General features: G+C 74.7%; 15 protein-coding genes. 6 read left to right on the top strand and 9 right to left on the bottom strand.

What is annotated here, in order from left to right; translation table 11 throughout:
• The first annotated feature begins 231 nt into the window (after positions 1 to 231).
• The 3 genes from ABWI04_RS30330 (at position 232) to ABWI04_RS30320 (ending at position 2,881) form a co-directional block, all read left to right on the top strand.
• Positions 232 to 813, top strand: a complete 582-nt coding sequence (locus tag ABWI04_RS30330; RefSeq protein ID WP_185026304.1) for a DUF5998 family protein — start codon at positions 232 to 234, stop codon at positions 811 to 813.
• Positions 810 to 1,982, top strand: coding sequence for an alkaline phosphatase family protein (locus ABWI04_RS30325; RefSeq protein ID WP_353834580.1), 1,173 nt, complete (start codon positions 810 to 812; stop codon positions 1,980 to 1,982). Before ABWI04_RS30330 ends, ABWI04_RS30325 begins: the two co-directional genes overlap by 4 nt.
• 71 nt (positions 1,983 to 2,053) lie before the next feature.
• Complete coding sequence (locus ABWI04_RS30320) at positions 2,054 to 2,881, top strand: sulfurtransferase (protein WP_345187825.1); 828 nt, start codon at positions 2,054 to 2,056, stop codon at positions 2,879 to 2,881.
• A gap of 14 nt (positions 2,882 to 2,895) precedes the next feature.
• On the opposite strand, the gene ABWI04_RS30315 is transcribed toward ABWI04_RS30320, so the two are convergent.
• From ABWI04_RS30315 to ABWI04_RS30300, 4 genes are read right to left on the bottom strand one after another with little or no spacing between them, the layout of a single operon-like run.
• Positions 2,896 to 5,433, bottom strand: coding sequence for a CHAT domain-containing protein (locus tag ABWI04_RS30315; RefSeq protein WP_353834579.1), 2,538 nt, complete (start codon positions 5,431 to 5,433; stop codon positions 2,896 to 2,898).
• A 30-nt stretch (positions 5,434 to 5,463) separates the two neighbouring features.
• Entirely contained in the window at positions 5,464 to 5,910 is a 447-nt protein-coding gene (locus tag ABWI04_RS30310; RefSeq protein ID WP_345178678.1) for a hypothetical protein, read from the bottom strand.
• Positions 5,907 to 6,431 (bottom strand): RNA polymerase sigma factor, encoded by a 525-nt coding sequence (locus tag ABWI04_RS30305; RefSeq protein WP_345178676.1) that lies wholly within the window; start codon positions 6,429 to 6,431, stop codon positions 5,907 to 5,909. Before ABWI04_RS30305 ends, ABWI04_RS30310 begins: the two co-directional genes overlap by 4 nt.
• Before the next feature lie 33 nt (positions 6,432 to 6,464).
• A complete protein-coding gene (locus tag ABWI04_RS30300; RefSeq protein ID WP_345178674.1) occupies positions 6,465 to 7,655 on the bottom strand; it encodes a S8 family peptidase in 1,191 nt (396 codons plus the stop codon).
• A gap of 329 nt (positions 7,656 to 7,984) precedes the next feature.
• Here ABWI04_RS30300 and ABWI04_RS30295 point away from each other — a divergent pair, with 329 nt between their 5' ends.
• The 3 genes from ABWI04_RS30295 to ABWI04_RS30285 all read left to right on the top strand — a co-directional run bounded on the left by ABWI04_RS30295 (position 7,985) and on the right by ABWI04_RS30285 (position 10,594).
• A complete protein-coding gene (locus ABWI04_RS30295) occupies positions 7,985 to 8,479 on the top strand; it encodes a DUF3145 domain-containing protein (protein WP_185026294.1) in 495 nt (164 codons plus the stop codon).
• A 146-nt stretch (positions 8,480 to 8,625) separates the two neighbouring features.
• Entirely contained in the window at positions 8,626 to 9,453 is an 828-nt protein-coding gene (locus ABWI04_RS30290; RefSeq protein ID WP_353834578.1) for an alpha/beta fold hydrolase, read from the top strand.
• Positions 9,437 to 10,594 carry a SpoIIE family protein phosphatase gene (locus ABWI04_RS30285; protein ID WP_353834577.1) on the top strand — a complete coding sequence of 386 codons (1,158 nt, stop codon included), beginning with the start codon at positions 9,437 to 9,439 and terminating at the stop codon, positions 10,592 to 10,594. The genes ABWI04_RS30290 and ABWI04_RS30285 overlap by 17 nt, the downstream gene beginning before the upstream one ends.
• Before the next feature lie 126 nt (positions 10,595 to 10,720).
• On the opposite strand, the gene ABWI04_RS30280 is transcribed toward ABWI04_RS30285, so the two are convergent.
• From ABWI04_RS30280 to ABWI04_RS30260, 5 genes are all read right to left on the bottom strand, one after another.
• The gene (locus ABWI04_RS30280; RefSeq protein WP_353834576.1) at positions 10,721 to 12,028 is read right to left on the bottom strand and encodes a beta-ketoacyl-[acyl-carrier-protein] synthase family protein; all 1,308 of its coding nucleotides are present in this window, start codon (positions 12,026 to 12,028) and stop codon (positions 10,721 to 10,723) included.
• Between the two features lie 78 nt (positions 12,029 to 12,106).
• Positions 12,107 to 12,361: an acyl carrier protein gene (locus ABWI04_RS30275; RefSeq protein WP_345178665.1), complete on the bottom strand. Its 255-nt coding sequence runs from the start codon at positions 12,359 to 12,361 to the stop codon at positions 12,107 to 12,109.
• A gap of 55 nt (positions 12,362 to 12,416) precedes the next feature.
• Positions 12,417 to 13,385 (bottom strand): beta-ketoacyl-ACP synthase III, encoded by a 969-nt coding sequence (locus tag ABWI04_RS30270; protein ID WP_353834575.1) that lies wholly within the window; start codon positions 13,383 to 13,385, stop codon positions 12,417 to 12,419.
• On the bottom strand, positions 13,382 to 14,311 hold the full coding sequence (locus ABWI04_RS30265) for an ACP S-malonyltransferase (RefSeq protein ID WP_353834574.1): 930 nt from the start codon (positions 14,309 to 14,311) through the stop codon (positions 13,382 to 13,384). The genes ABWI04_RS30270 and ABWI04_RS30265 overlap by 4 nt, the downstream gene beginning before the upstream one ends.
• A gap of 175 nt (positions 14,312 to 14,486) precedes the next feature.
• Entirely contained in the window at positions 14,487 to 15,614 is a 1,128-nt protein-coding gene (locus ABWI04_RS30260) for a PucR family transcriptional regulator (protein ID WP_378189031.1), read from the bottom strand.
• Positions 15,615 to 15,631 lie beyond the last annotated feature (17 nt).

Genomic DNA, 15,631 nt, shown 5'->3' with positions numbered 1-15,631 from the left:
GGCGGGGCCGGGCGGCGGCTCGGGGGGCACGGGGGGCTGCGGGGGAGGTGCCGGGTCCGGCGTGGGCGGCGGCACCGGCGGCGGGGTCGGCAGTGGATGCTCGTCCATGCCCCCCCTGTACCCCGCACGCGGACGTTACCCGCACAAGGGCGTTACCTCGCACACGGATATATTGCCGCGTGCCGCGGCGCTCATGTGCGCGTCCGGCCCCGGACAGGGCAGGATGGGGCCATGAGGGAAACCCGAGCGACCGTCAGTGGTCTGCGCACGGCGATCGAGCGCAGCGGTTACTACCCGGCCCTGGTCGCGGACGCGGTCGAGTCGGCCGTCGGGGACGAGCGCGTCACCGCCTACGTCGTCCACCACGAGGCGACCTTCGACCCCGCGATGGAGGTCCGGCGGCACGTGACCGTGCTCGTGCTGTCGGCGAGCCGGCTGCTGGTGTGCCACACCGACGAGCACCCGCCCGGCGAGGGCATGACGCGGCCGCACGCGTCCACCACCACCGAGGCCGTCAAGCTGGAGCGCGTCCAGTCCGTCGCGGTGACGCGGGTCGTCCCCGACCCGGCGTCCTACGTGCCCGGGGTGCCGCCCACGGAGGTCGTGCTGACCATCGGCTGGGGCGCCATCGCCCACATCGACCTCGAACCCGCGACGTGCGGCGACGAGAACTGCGAGGCCGACCACGGCTACACCGGCAGCGTGACGGCCGACGACCTGTCGCTGCGGGTCAGCGAGGCCGCGGACGGCGCGGACGCCGTGAGCCAGGTGCTGGCCTTCGCCGAGGAACTGTCCGCCGTGACCGCGCGGTGAGCGCGGCCGCCGCCGAGCGGCGCGGCGGGTCCGGCCGGGAGGAGGGGCCGGCCCTCTCCGAACCGCCCGTCCCGCGCTACGGCGAGGCCGCGCTGTCCGACCTGCCGTCCTCCGCGCTGGCAGCGCTGGGCGTCCCGGACGCGCCGAACGTCCTGGGCCTGCCCGCCGTTCCGCGCGTCTGCGTGTTGCTGGTCGACGGACTCGGCTGGGAGCAGCTGCGGGCCCATCCCCGCGAGGCGCCGTTCCTGAACGCGATGGACGGCGGCCCGATCACGGCCGGGTTCCCGGCGACGACCGTCAGCAGCCTCGGCTCGCTGGCCACCGGCGCCCCACCCGGCGAGCACGGCCTGCTCGGCGTGCAGATCGCGATCCCCGGCACGGGGCGGTTGCTGAACTGCCTTCGCTGGAACGACGAGACCGTCGAGCCCGAGACGTTCCAGCCGGTCCCGACCGCCTACGGGCGGGCGGCCGCGCACGGCGTCGAGGTCGCCTACGTGGCGGAGCCCCTCTACCGGGGGTCCAGCCTCAGCCGCGCCACCACGCGCGGCGCCGACTACGTGGCGGGCCGCGGCCCCTACCAGCTCGCCGACCGCGCCGGGCAGGCCCTGCGCCGCGGCGACCGGGCCTACGTCACCGTGTACTACGCCGAGCTCGACGCGACCGGCCACCGGTTCGGGGTCGGCTCCGCCGACTGGCGGCACATGCTCCGGTACGTCGACGGCCTCGCGCAGCGCCTCGCGGAGGGCCTGCCGCCGGGCTCGTCCCTGCACGTGACCGCCGACCACGGCATGGTCGACCCGGACGAGCGGATCGACGTCGACGCCGTCCCCGAACTGGCGGCGGGCGTCGCCCTGCTCGGCGGGGACGCCCGCGCCCGCTACGTTTACAGCGAGCCGGGCGCCCACGCGGACGTGCTCGCCGCCTGGACGGAGACGCTGGGCGGCAGGGCGTGGGTCGTGAGCCGCGAGCACGCCGTCGAGAACGGCTGGTTCGGCGCGATCGGCCCCGGGATGCTGGAGCGGATCGGCGACGTGGTCGCCGTCCCGCGCACCGGCCTCGCGATCGTGGCGTCCGAAAGGGAGCCGTGGCTGGAGCAGATGGTCGGCATGCACGGCTCCCTCGTCCCGGCCGAGCAACTGGTGCCGCTGCTCACCGCGTCCCGGCCCTGAGATCCCGCGGAGTTGAGATGAACCCGGATTCGCCCCTCCCTAATCGGGGCAACGACGGCCAAACTGGCGATGTGCACCCTCTCATCGAAGTGCCCGCGCTGGACCGGCTGCTCCGACGGCAGGCGAACGTGGTCCTGCTGGACGTCCGATGGCATCTGGCGGGGCCGCCGGGGATCGAGTCCTACCGCAGGGGGCACCTGCCCGGCGCCGTGTTCGTCGACCTCGACCGCGACGTGGCCGGGCCGCCCGGTCCCGGCGGCCGCCACCCCCTGCCGGACCCCGCCGCCTTCGAGGCGGCGGTGCGCCGCGCCGGGGTCTCGGCCGACAGCCTGGTCGTGGTCTACGACGACGCCGACTCCACGGCCGCCGCCCGGCTGTGGTGGTCGCTGCGCTACTTCGGGCACGAACGGGTCCGCGTCCTGGACGGCGGCTACCGCGCCTGGGCCGAGGCCGGCCGCCCGGTGAGCACGGAGGAGCCCGAGGCCAAGCCGGGCGACTTCGTCGCCCACCCCGGCGGCCTGCCCGTCCTGGACGCCGAGGGCGCCGCGGAACTGGCCCGCGCGGGCGTGCTCCTGGACGCCCGCGCCGCCGAGCGCTACCGCGGCGAGCAGGAGCCGGTCGACCCCGTGGCGGGGCACATCCCGGGCGCCCGGAACGCTCCCACCTCAGGAAACGTCGGTGTCGACGGCCGGTTCCTGCCGCCCGGGCTGCTGCGCGAGCGGTTCGCGCAGCTCGGCGCCACCGACGCCCTCGACGTCGGCGCCTACTGCGGCTCGGGCGTCACCGCCGCCCACGAGATCCTCGCCCTCCACCTCGCCGGCATCCCGGCCGCCCTCTACGTCGGGTCGTGGTCGAACTGGGTGGCCGACCCCGGCAACCCGATCGCCGTCGGCGACTGACCCTCCGCCGGGGGTCAGCCCGCTCCCATGGCCAGGAAACCGGTCGTGGCCGGGGTCCGGGCGATGGCGGCCAGCGCCCGGGAGGGGGTCTTCCCGGCCGCCAGCGCGGTGTGGAAAGCGGTCATGAAGGCCGGGGTCGCGTCGTCCCGGACGGGCAGGACGCTGGCGATCACGGTGGCGGCGCCCAGGGCCAGCAGCGCGCCGGCCATGCCGAGGACGGCGTCCCCCTCGTCGGCGCGGCCGATGTCGCACGCGGACAGGACGATCAGGCGCGGCGGATCGGCCAGCTCGTCGAGGTCGTGGACCATGAGGGGGCCGTCGGCCAGGCGCAGCCGGGAGAACAGGGCGTTGCCCGGGTGGAACTCGCCGTGGGCGGCGATGTGGGCGAGGGCGGCCCCTTCCAGGGCGTCGCGGACGGGTTCGGCGCGGGCGTCCGGGCCGTCCAGGACGGCGGCGCCGGGGTGGAGGCGGCGGAGCGCGGCGATCTCGCGGTCGGCGTGCAGAAGATCCGGGCCCGCCACGAGGACGGTGCGCCCGCCGGACGGGGCGCGCGTGCGGGCGTGAAGCCAGGCCCCGGCGGACGGGACGACCGTGAACGGGCGCCCCGCCAGGGACGGGAGCGCCGCCCACGGCAGGCCGTGGAGGACCCCCGTCGGGGCGATGACCAGCTCGCGGTCGCCGAGGACGGGGGAGAGCGGTGCGAGCAGGAGGCGGTCGAGGCGCTCGGCCGCGCCCGTGAGCGAGGACGGCGCCGGCGGCCCGCCGTCCTCGGCGAGGCGGCACGCGGCGAAGCGGAGCAGGCCGGTCTCGCGGCGCGCCGCGTCGCCCGCGCCGAGGCGGTGGCGGCGGGTGCGGCCCCGCGCGACGGTGACGGCGTGCAGCTCGTCCCCGATCGCGATCAGCTCGACGAGGGCGCGGTCGCCGAGCGCGGCGGCGACCGCGCCGGCCGCGGCGGGGCGTCCCGGCGACGCGCCGGACGGGCGGCGGCGCGTCCGGTCGCGGATCTTCGCCTCCAGCGCCGTCAGGTCCGCCTCCAGCGCGGCGCGGTCCGCGAGCGGCGCGGCCGGGGCCCCGCCGCGGGCGGTGTCGGCCGTGCGGTCGACGCTGAGGGCGCGCAGCGCGGTCAGCGCCGCGGCCCGCTCGGGGTCCTTGGGCGGGCGGACGCGGACTGGCCGGGCGATCGCCCGACGCCGCTCCTCCACGGCGAGCAGTTCCCGCGCCGACCCGGACAGGCGGAGCCCGAGCTCCGCCAGCTCCGCGGCGAGCCCCGCCGCGCGGGCGCGCAGGTCGAGCGCGTCCAGGGCCTCCGCGTGCTCCTCGGTCACCTCAAGCCCTGCCTTGACCGCCGCCAGCGCGCCCTTGCGGGCGTCGCGGGAGGAGTGTTCGAGGGCCGTCGCGTGCCAGGCGGCGATCCTGCCCGAGGCCGGGCCGCTCGTCCGCCGGACGGAGGCCAGCAGATGCCCCGCCGGCCGGCCCAGCGACAGCGCCACGCGCGCGGCGACGATGCGGGCCTCGTCGGCGGCGTCCGCCCAGCCGCCGGCGTCCAGCCGTTCCGCCGCGGCCGCGGCCGAACGCAGCAGGACGGGGGAGCGTTCACCGGACGCCCACCGGGCCTTGAGCAGCACGTGCTCGGCCAGCAGCGCCCATCCGGCGCGCTGCTGTTCGGTGAACGTCGTGCGGGCCAGCTCCGCCGCCACCGTGGCCTCCTCCGCGTTGCCGTCGGCCAGTTCGGCGTGGGCGAGCAGGAGGTATCCGTCAGCCGTGTCGCACCGGTACCCGTTCGCGGTGGCCGCGTCCAGGGCGGCGGTGAGGACGGGACGCGCCTCACCCGGCAGACCCGCCATGATGAGCGTCTCCGCCTGGTCGAACCGGCACTGCGCCAGGCGCTCCCCAGTCAGGCCCTGCTCGGCCTCCGCGAAGAGACGGAGCGCGCGCGGGACGTCCCCCCGCCGCGACACCGTGAAGGCCAGGTTCCCCTTCGCCATGGCCGTCTGGTGGCGTAACGCGGCGGCCTCGCCGACGGCGACGGCCTCGGCCAGCGCCTCCTCCGCGCCGTCGTAGTCACCGCGGAACACCCGCGCCAGGCCGAGGTTGGTGAGCAGACCGCTGAGCGCGGCGGGGTCGTGCCCCGCGCGTAAGCGGGGCAAGGCCCGCACCGCGACGTCGTGCGCCTCTTCCAGACGTCCGGCCCGTGCCAGAGCGCCCGCCTTGTTCGCGGCCAGGCGGTCGGCGTCGGGCCCGTGCAGGACGGTCTCCGCCCGCCTCGCCTGGGCGAGCGCCTCGGTGACGTCGCCGCTCGCCGTGAGCAGCCCGACGAGGTTCATCCGCACCTGCGCCGCCGCGTACGCGTCGGACCCGGAGGCCAGTTCCAGGGCGCGCCGGAGGAAGGCGAGGCCTTCGTCGAGCCTGCCCAGCTCCTTGGCGGCCAGACCGGCCACGCGCAGCGGCAGGATCCCGCCGCCGTCCTCCAGCAGCGCGAGCGCCCGCGTGAAGGCGGTCGCGGGATCCGTCGCCGCCATCCGCAGCAGGACGCCTTCATCCCGCCCGCTCATTCGTCCGGCCCGCTCATTCGTCCCGTCCGGTCACAGCCGGATCCAGCTCGTGACGATCGACGTGCCGTCGTCCAGCCGCAGGATCAGGCTCACCAGCCCGGCCGGCACGCGCGGCAGCCAGAACATCCCCGCCGGCTCCGTGCGCGCCGTGATCCCGCCCGGCGGCAGGTCGCGGTGGCGGACCTCGACGAGCGCCGCCGCGGGCGGGACGAGCCGCCCGTGGATCTCCCGGAACCGGCCGTCCGGCGCCACCTCGATCTCGACCGCCGCGTCCGGGCAGGTGAAGGTCAGCGTCCGGGCCGGGCCGCCCCGCACCCCCGCCGCGCGGCCGCCCAGGTCGTGCTCCAGTTCCGCCAGCCGCGCGGCCGGCGCCCGCCAAGCGATCGACGCGCGGGCCGCCGCGAGCACGGCCGCCGGCACCGGGTCGAGGATCTGGAACGTCGCGCGGACTCCCGCCATCAGCTCGTCGTCGTTCACGAGACCAGCCTTCGCAGCGACTCCAGGCAGCGCGCCCGCGTCGGGCCCACGCTGCCGACGGGGATCCCGAGGGCGGCGGCCAGCTCGGCGTGGCTCGGCGCGAGCGCGAACAGCCGCAGCAGCGTCCGGCAGCGCAGCGGCAGCCGCTCCAGCGCCGCGCCGACCAGGCCGAGCCGCTCGCGCGCCGCGACCACCCGCGCCGGATCGGGCTCCGGTTCGCGCGGCGCGGGCACGGACGGGAGCGCACGGCCGCGCCGGCGCGCCAGCCGTAAGCTCTCGTGGCGCGCCGTCGTGGCCAGCCAGCATGTCGCCGCGGCGGGCTCGCGGAGCTCGTCGATCCGCTCCACCAGCCGCAGCCACGTGGTCTGCACCGCGTCGCCCGCGTCGGCGTCGTTCAAACCGTACGAGCGAGCGATCGACCACAGCAGCCCGCTGTGCCGCTCGACCAGCCGGGCCCACGCGTCGCCGTCGCCGTCGCGTGCCCGGATTATCAGCTCGTCCGTATCGTCCCTACGGGCCACCGAAGTCTCCTCCTGAGGCCCCCCGCTCCCCCTTCACCCTATGGCATCGATCGATGACGCGCTGTGCACTTCGGTGCCGAGACCCGGAAGAACCGGGTGCCGCGCGGGATCGAGCACGCGATCGGCCGCCTCGGCCGCCCCGATGTCCTCGTGCGCGGCGAGGGCGGCGATCCGCCCCGCCACGACCGGCGTCGCGAACGACGTCCCGCTCCATGTGGCGTAGCCGTCGAACCGGTCGGGATCGGAACCGCTCACCGCGGGGCGGGGGCCGTCGAACCGGACGAAGGCGCTGGCCACGCCGACGCCCTGCGCGCACGCGTCCACCCACCAGCCGTGGTTGGAGAACCAGGCCCGGTCGTCGCCGTCCAGCGCGGCGACGCCGATGACCGGCTTCATCGCGGCGGGCCAGAACGGGCGGTCCGTCGCCGCGTTCCCCGCGCACGCCACGACGACCGTGCGGCGGCCGAGCGCCGCGACCGCCTGGGAGAGCACCGGCGAGGGGCGGTCGTCGTAGGTGTGGCAGCCGAGCGAGAGGTTGACGACGTCGGCGCGGCCCCAGGCGGCGAGCCACTCCAGCGCCCGGATCACGTCCAGCTCGTCGCCGATCCCGTGGCCGTCGATGACGCGGCGGGCCCGCAGGACGGCGGACGGCGCCTGGGACAGCACCACGCCCGCGATGAACGTGCCGTGCCCCGCCTGCGCGTCGAGCGCGAAGTCCAGATCGGCGTCCAGGACCTCCGCCACCTCGTCGCGCTGCTCGCGGTACCACTCCTCGCCCTCGTACCAGGGGTGCGGCGACAGGCCGGTGTCCAGGATCGCGACCGTCACGTCCCGCCGGACCGGGCCGCCCCGCGGCGCGGGCACGGGAGGGGCGGGGCGGGGCAGGTCCGCGGGCCCGCTCCACCACATCGGCTGGCCGAGGACGAGGTGGTTCGGCGCCGCGCTCAGCCTCCGGTGCCGCCGGTCGGCGCTGCCGAGGACGGCCGCGAGCTCGCACACGTCGACCTTCGCGGGGGCGCGCAGCCGCAGCCGCGTGACGCCGCCCTCGTCGTCGCGCGAGTCGTACCAGCGCCGGACCAGCGACTCGGCCGCGCCGGCGTCACGCCCCGCGACCAGGATCTCGTCCCGGCGGATCAGCGCCGGCCGCCCCGGCAGCGGCTCCACGACGACCGCGTCCGCGTGCCGGGCCAGCACCCGCTCCAGCCGCGCCTGTTGATCGAACATCGAACCTCGCCTCCGCCGAACCGACCCTTTCGCTCATCGTGGCGAACCGATGACGCTCCGTGCCTGGAACGAGCGGAAGATGGCCGATGGTGGCATGCGTGACGAGTCTCACCCGGGAGGGGAGGCACACCCGCGTCCCCCTCGCAATAGTGGATCTTGACGGAGGCGCCGGGTGAACGATGTGCATCCTGTGTTCAAGCGTTCAACAAACTGCGAACTCACGGTGGTGCGACTCCGGCCGATGATGCACAATGAGGGACGCGGACGCCGACTTGGGACGTACGAGGCCGTAGGGGAAGACGAGCCTCGGTACAGATCCAGGAGGTCCGGTGACCGCACGTGGCGTTTTTTACGTCCACTCCGCGCCACCTGCGCTGAGCCCGCACATCGAGTGGGCCGCCGCAGGTGTTCTCGGGGTGCCCGTTTCCCTTGAGTGGGCAGATCAGCCGGCCGCGCCCGGAACGCTGCGCGCCGAGCTTCATTGGGAGGGCAGGCCCGGCACCGCCGCGGGCATCACCTCCGCGCTGCGCAACTGGAAACTGGTGCGGTTCGAGGCCACCGAGGATCCGACGCCCGGCACCGACGGCGTCCGCTTCAGCTTCACCCCGACCCTCGGGGTGTTCACGGGGGTCATCGGCGCCAGCGGCGACATCATGGTCCCCGAGGACCGGCTCCGCGCGGTGATGGCGAACGCCGCCGTCGGCAAGGCCACGCTGGAGCAGGAGCTCGACCGGCTGCTCGGCACGCCGTGGGACAACGAGCTGGAGCCCTTCCGCCGGGCCGGCGACGGCGCCCCCGTCCGCTGGCTGCACGCCGCCGTCTGACGGTCCCGCGGCGCGGCCGGCGCCGCCCGCCCGGAGCGCGTACCCGTCCCGCGACTCGTACGCTCCCGTGGCCGGGAGGCGAGCACGCCCGCCGCCGGGCGGCCCCGTGAGGTGTGGAAACGGGGAGCCCGGGGCACGTTGGGGAGGTGTCCGCTTTGACCCGCAACAACGTGCAGGACCTGGGCCGACGGTCGGGGCAGCCCATGCTCTTCGCGCACGGGTTCGGCTGCGACCAGACGATGTGGCGGCTCACCGCGCCGGCCTTCGAGGCCGACCATCGGGTCCTCCTCTTCGACCACGTCGGGTTGGGGAACTCGGACATGTCGGCCTACTCGGCCGACCGGTACGGCACCCTGGAGGCCTACGCCGAGGACGTGCTGGACATCGTCCACGAGCTGGACCTGCACGACGTGATCTTCGTCGGGCACTCCGTCAGCGCGATGATCGGGGTGCTGGCGGCGAACAAGGAGCCCGGTCGCTTCGCCCGTCTGGTGCTGGTCGGCCCCTCGCCCCGCTACGTCGACGACGGGGAGTACGTCGGCGGGTTCACCGGCGCCGACATCACCGAGCTCCTGGAGTCGCTGGAGAGCAACCATCTCGGCTGGTCCAGCCGGATGGCGCCGCTGATCATGGGGAATCCGGAGCGGCCCGAGCTGGGCCGGGAGCTGACCAACGCCTTCTGCCGCACCGATCCCGACGTCATGCGGCAGTTCGCGCGCGTGACCTTCCTGTCCGACAACCGGGCCGACCTGCCCGGGCTGAGCGTCCCGACCCTGCTCCTGCAGTGCTCGGAGGACATCATCGCCCCGGAGGCGGTGGGGGACTACGTGCACCGCGCCATCCCCGGAAGCGAGCTGGTCCGGCTGCGCGCGACGGGGCACTGCCCCAACCTGAGCGCGCCCGAGGAGACGATCGCGGCGATCAAGGCCTTTCTGCGGAAGGTTCCGAGTGGCCCCGATGTCCGGCGCGGATGACGAACTCGCCCGCCTCCGGGACCTCTACGAGCACGCGCCCTGCGGCTACCTGTCGCTGCGCCCGCCCGGGACGATCACCAGGGTCAACCAGACGTTCCTGGACTGGACGGGCTACCGCGCCGACGACCTGCTCGACGGCACGCGCTTCCAGGAGCTGCTCCCCGTCGGGGACCGCATCTACTACGAGACGCACTTCGCGCCGCTGCTGACCATGCAGGGCGAGGTCCACGAGATCGCCGTCGACCTGAAGTGCGCGGACGGCGAGCGGCTGCCCGTGCTGGTCAACTCGACGCTGCGCCCGGAGGAACCGGACGGGGCCCCCGCCGTCCGGGTGTGCGTCTTCCGCGCCATCGACCGCCGGGAGTACGAGCGGGAGCTCCTGCACGCCCGCCGGCGCGCGCGGGACTCGGAGGCCCGCGCCCGGCAGCTCGCCGAGACCCTGCAGCGCAGCTTCATCCCGCCCGCGCTGCCGCGCGTCCCCGGGCTGGAGGCGGGCGGCGCCTACCGCCCGGCCGGCGCCGGCGACGAGGTGGGAGGGGACTTCTACGACCTGTTCGAGATCTCTCCCACCCGGTGGGGGCTGGTGCTGGGGGACGTGTGCGGCAAGGGGGCCGGGGCCGCGGTGGTGACGAGCCTGGCCCGGTACACGGTGCGGGCGGTCGCCACGGAGGCCGAGTCGCCCGCCGACGTCCTCCGGAAGCTGAACTCGTCCCTGCTGGGCCACGGCGCGGAGCGGTTCTGCACCGCCGTCTACGCGGGCATCGAGTACGGCCCGCGCGGCAAGCCGCTCCTCACCGTCTCGCTCGGTGGTCATCCCGCGCCGCTTCTGGTCGCCTCCTCCGGGGAGGTGCGGCGCGTCGGCCGCCCCGGCGACCTGCTCGGCATACTCGACGACGTGGTGCTGGCCGACGAGTCCGTGGAGCTGCGGTCCGGCGACTCCGTCCTGTTCTTCACCGACGGCGTCAGCGAGGCGCGCCGCGACCGGGAGTTCTTCGGCGAGGACCGCCTGGCCGGGCTGCTGTCCGACGCGCGGGGCCTCGACGCCGGCGCCATCACCGGCCGGATCGTCGACCGCGTCGTCGGTTTCCAGAACGGCGTGCCGCGCGACGACATCGCGCTCGTCACCCTCAGGGTCCCGTAGGCCCCGATCAGACGCCGCAGCGGTCATCGCCGCCCCGCGGCGGCGGGACGGGTGCGCACGCGCGGGGGGCTGCGCATGCGCGAACGGCCCGGCGGGAAACCCGGCCGGGCCGTTCGACGAGGACCGTCAGAGAGCGCGCTGGAAGGCGACCGACACGTTGTGCCCGCCGAATCCGAACGAGTTGTTGAGCGCCGCCGCCGGACCGTCCGGGAGCTTGCGGGGCTCGTCGCGCGCGATGTCGAGGTCGACCTCGTCGTCGAGGTCCTCCAGGTTGGCCACGAACGGGACGCGGCCCTCCTTGAGCGCGAGGACCGTGAAGATCGACTCAAGCGCGCCCGCGCCGCCGAGCAGGTGCCCGGTCATCGACTTGGTCGCGGTGATGACCACCTGGCGCGCGGCCTCCTCGCCGAGCCCCGCCTTGATGGAGGCGAGCTCCGCGACGTCCCCGGCGGGCGTGGAGGTGGCGTGCGCGTTGATGTGCACCAGGTCGGAGGGCTCCAGGCCCGCGTCCTTGAGGGCCCGCTGCATCGCCTTGGCCTGTCCCGAGCCGGACGGGTCGGGCAGCACGATGTCGTAGGCGTCGCCGGAGTAGCCGCAGCCCGCGGCGATGCCGTGGATCTCCGCGCCGCGGGCGCGGGCGTGCTCCTCGGATTCGAGGATCATCACGGCGGCGCCCTCGCCGAGCACGAAGCCGTCGCGGTTCTTGTCGTAGGGGCGGGACGCGCGCGACGGCTCCTCGTTGCGGGTCGACATCGCGCGCATGGCCCCGAACGAGGCCATCTGCAGCGGGTGTATGCACGACTCGGTGCCGCCGCAGATCACCACGTCGGCGCGGCCCGCGCGGATCATGTCGATGGCGTACCCGACGGCCTCGCCGCTGGACGCGCAGGCGCTGACCAGCGCGTGCGAGCCGGCCATCGCGCCGAACTCGATGCCGACGTGCCCGGAGGCGCCGTTCGGCATCAGCATCGGGACGGTGAAGGGCGAGACCCGCGACCAGCCCTTCTCCCGGAAGACGTCATAGCTGTTGAGGGCGGTGTGCAGGCCGCCGATGCCGCTGGACAGCACCACGCCGAGGCGCTCGCCGTCCACGGTGTAGCCGCCCTCGACCCCGGGGCGCTCCATGCCCTTCTGCCCCTTGCCGCCCGTCGGCACGGCGAACCCGGCGGACGTCCACGCCTCCCGCGCCGCGATCAGCGCGATCGCCTGGTTGCGGTCGAGCCGCCGCAGGTTCTGCTTCGGCATCACCTCGGACGGGTCGACCTTCAGGGTCGCGGCGAACTGGACCGGCAGGTCCTCGACCCCCTCCCAGTCCAGTTTGCGGATACCGGACTCGCCGGCGAGCAGGGCGGACCAGGTCGACGGCATGTCGCCGCCGAGTGGGGTCGTTGCACCGAGACCGGTCACGACGACCCTGGTCTGGCTCTTGCTCATAGTGCGTGCTCCTTGCGGACTGTGAGGGGAGGAGGAAGGGCGCGCCGCCTCCCGGGTGGCGGCGCGCCCTCCCGCGGCTCAGCTCTGCAGGTTCTGGACGAAGTTGACGACGTCCTTGACCGTCTTCAGGTTGCGCAGCTCGTCGTCGGGGATCTCGACGTTGAACCGGTCCTGGGCGGCCACCGCGATCTCCACCATCGACAGGGAGTCGATGTCGAGGTCGTCGATGAAGTTCTTCTCCGGGGTCACCTCGGACTTGTCGATCCCGACGATCTCGTCGATGATCTCGGCGAGGCCGTCCAAGATCTCCTGTTCGGTGGCGACTGCTTTCATGTTCAGGGTTCTCCTTCGGTGGGTTGGTCCAGAGCCTGCGAGCAGGCGTGACGGCCTACGGGATCTGGATGACTTGGGCAGCGTAGGACAGCCCGGCGCCGAACCCGACCAGCAGGGCCGGGGCGCCGGACGGCACGTCGCCGCGTTCGATCATTCGGGACAGCGCCAGCGGGATCGAGGCGCCCGAGGTGTTGCCGGACTGCACGATGTCGGTGGCGACGACGGCGTTGGACGCCTTCACCTTGCGGGCGATCGCCTCGATGATCCGCAGGTTGGCCTGGTGCGGGACGACGGCGGCGAGTTCCTCGGGCTTGACCCCGGCCCGCTCGCACGCCTGGAGCGCGATCGGCGCGATGGCGGTGGTGGCCCAGCGGAAGACCGCCTGCCCCTCCTGCCGGATGAACGAGTTGCGGTCATCAATGATGATCTTGTCGTACTTGTCGCCGGCGCTGCCCCACACGACGGGGCCGATCCCGGGCGCCTCGCTGGGCGCGACGACCGCCGCGCCCGCGCCGTCGGCGAAGATGATGCAGGTGGAGCGGTCGGTCCAGTCGATCCACTGGGACATCTTCTCGGCGCCGACCACCAGCACGTTGCGGGCGCTGCCGGCCCGGACCGCGGCGCTGGCGGTGCCGAGCGCGTAGCAGAAGCCGGCGCAGGCGGCGTTGAGGTCGAAGGCGCCGGGCGCCTCGATGCCGAGGCGGTGCGCGACCTGCGCGGCGTGGCCCGGCATCGGCGTCTCCGCCGAGCAGGTCGCCAGGATCACCAGGTCGATGTCGGAGGGCGCGAGACCGCTGTTCGCCAGCGCCTTGCCGGCGGCGTGCACGCCGAGCTCGACGATGCCCTCGTCGTCGCCGGCGATGCGCCGCTCGGAGATGCCGACGCGGCTGCGGATCCACTCGTCGTTGGTGTCGACGGTGCGCGCGAGGTCGTCGTTGGTGACGATGCGGGCGGGGCGGTAGTCGCCGAACGCGAGGACGCGGGCGCCGGGCGCCGCCTCGGGGATGGTGAGTCCGGCGGTCATGACGCGTCCGCCTCGATCAGCTCGCGGGCCTTGTCCAGGTCGGCGGGGGTCTTGAGGGCGACCAGCTCGATTCCCTTCAGCTCGCGCCGGGCCAGCCCGACGAGCGTCCCGGCGGGCGGCAGCTCGATGATCGCGGTGACGCCGAGCTCGCGCATGGTCGCCATGCACGCGTCCCAGCGGACGGGGGCGCTGACCTGCTCGACGAGCCGGGCGACGAAGTCGCGGCCGCTCTCGACGACGGCGCCGTCGCGGTTCTGGAGCAGCTTCGCCCGCGGGTCGGCGACGGGCACGCCGGGCGCGAGGCGGCGCAGGGCGCCGACGGCGGGCTCCATGTGCTCGGTGTGGAAGGCGCCCGCGACCGACAGCGGCCGAAGGCGCGCCTTGGCGGGCGGCTCGTCGGCGAACTTCGCGAGGCGCTCGGTCGTCCCGGCGGCGACGACCTGGCCGGCGCCGTTGACGTTGGCGGGGGTGAGGCCGTGCTTGTCGATCGCGGCGAGGACCTCGTCGGCGTCGCCGCCGAGCACGGCCGTCATGCCGGTCTCGGTGACGGCGGCGGCCTCGGCCATCGCCCGGCCCCGCTCCCGGACGAGGACCAGCGCGGCCTCGGGGGTGAGCACCCCGGCGATCGCGGCGGCGGCCAGCTCGCCGACGCTGTGACCGGCGACGGCGTCGGGCCCGGTCCGGCCGCCCGGGGCGCCGTCGTAGAGGGCCTCGGACGCGGCGATCGCGGCGGCGACCAGCAGCGGCTGCGCGACCGCGGTGTCGCGGATCTCCTCGGCGTCCGCGGACGTCCCGTAGCGCACCAGGTCCAGACCCGTGACCGCCGACCACCAGGCGAACCGGTCGGCGACGCCGGGTTTCTCTAGCCATGGCTGCAGGAAGCCGGGGGTCTGGGCGCCCTGGCCGGGCGATGCGAGGAGAATCACAGCGTCCAGCCTGCCGTCATGTGCCCGCGCCCACGATGCCGATCACGACGAACTTTGGTCTTGGCGCTTTGTACGACCCCTACAAGAAACCCTGGTGAGCGCCTGTAGCCCCGGCTGAGACCCTCGGTGCGACGCTCCTCACTCCCGGGCCGTCCTCGCTACCCGGCCGTCCTCGCTACCCGGTCGTCCTGGCGGCGCGGGCGTGGAAGCGGCCGAGGACCAGGGCGATGCGGAGCGTGAAGGCGTTGCGGCCGTCGGTGGGGGCCAGGCCGGTCAGCTCGGCGACGCGGCGCAGCCGGTAGCGGACGGTGTTGGGGTGGACGAACAGGAGCCGGGCGGTGGCCTCCAGCGACGATCCCTGTTCGAGGTAGGTGGTGAGCGTGTCCAGGAGCGGGGCGCCGGCGGCGAGCATCGGGTTGTAGACGCTCTCCACCAGGTAGCCGCGCGCGTCGTCGTCGCCGTCGAGGGCGCGCTCGGGGAGGAGTTCGGTGGCGAGGACGGGGCGGGGCGCGTCCGGCCACCCGGACGCGGCGCGCAGCCCGGCGACGGCGGCGCGGGCGGAGACCGTGGACTCGTAGAGGTCGGCGACCTGCGGGCCGACGACGACCGGGCCGGGCCCGCACTTGGCGGCGATCGGGCGGGCGGCGTCCATGGGGTCGGTGTCACCGCCGACGATCACCACGACCCGGTGCCCCTGGACGCCGGCCAGCACGTCGGCGCGAGCGCGGCGCGCGGCCAGCTGCATCTGGTCGATGGTGACCTCGGGCTCCTCGTCCTCCGGGGTGAAGCCGGCGATGACGGTGACGGGCTTGGACGTCCAGCCGAGCGCGGCGGCCCAGGAGTGCATGCCGTCGTCGACCTCGTCGCGCAGCACCGCGTTGACGACGAGGGCCTCCAGGCGGGCGTCCCAGGCGGCGCGCGTCTCGGCGGCGCGGGCGTAGACCTGGGCGGCGCCGAACGCCACGTCGCGGGTGTAGCGCAGGATGGCCTCGCGCAGCTGGGCCTCGCCGCCGGGCGCGGCCAGCTCGTCCAGCCGGGTCTCCACCACGTCGATGATGACGCGGATCATGTCGATGGTGTGCTGGAGCTTGATGGAGCGCAGCAGCTCGCGGGGCGCGGTGCCGAACACCTCGCCGGCGATGGCGGGGCGGGTGCGCTCGTTGCTCTTGAACCACTCCACGAACGCGGCGATGCCGGCCTGCGCCACGAGGCCGATCCAGGAGCGCTGGTCGGCGGGCATGCGCCGGAACCAGGGGAGCTGCTCCTCCATGCTGGTCAGCGCCGCGGTGCCGAACGTCCCCATCGCCTTCTCCAGACGCT

The organism is Actinomadura sp. NPDC000929 (genome assembly GCF_040492065.1).
Lineage (GTDB): Bacteria > Actinomycetota > Actinomycetes > Streptosporangiales > Streptosporangiaceae > Spirillospora > Spirillospora verrucosospora.
This window is presented reverse-complemented; position numbering and strand designations above follow the sequence as displayed.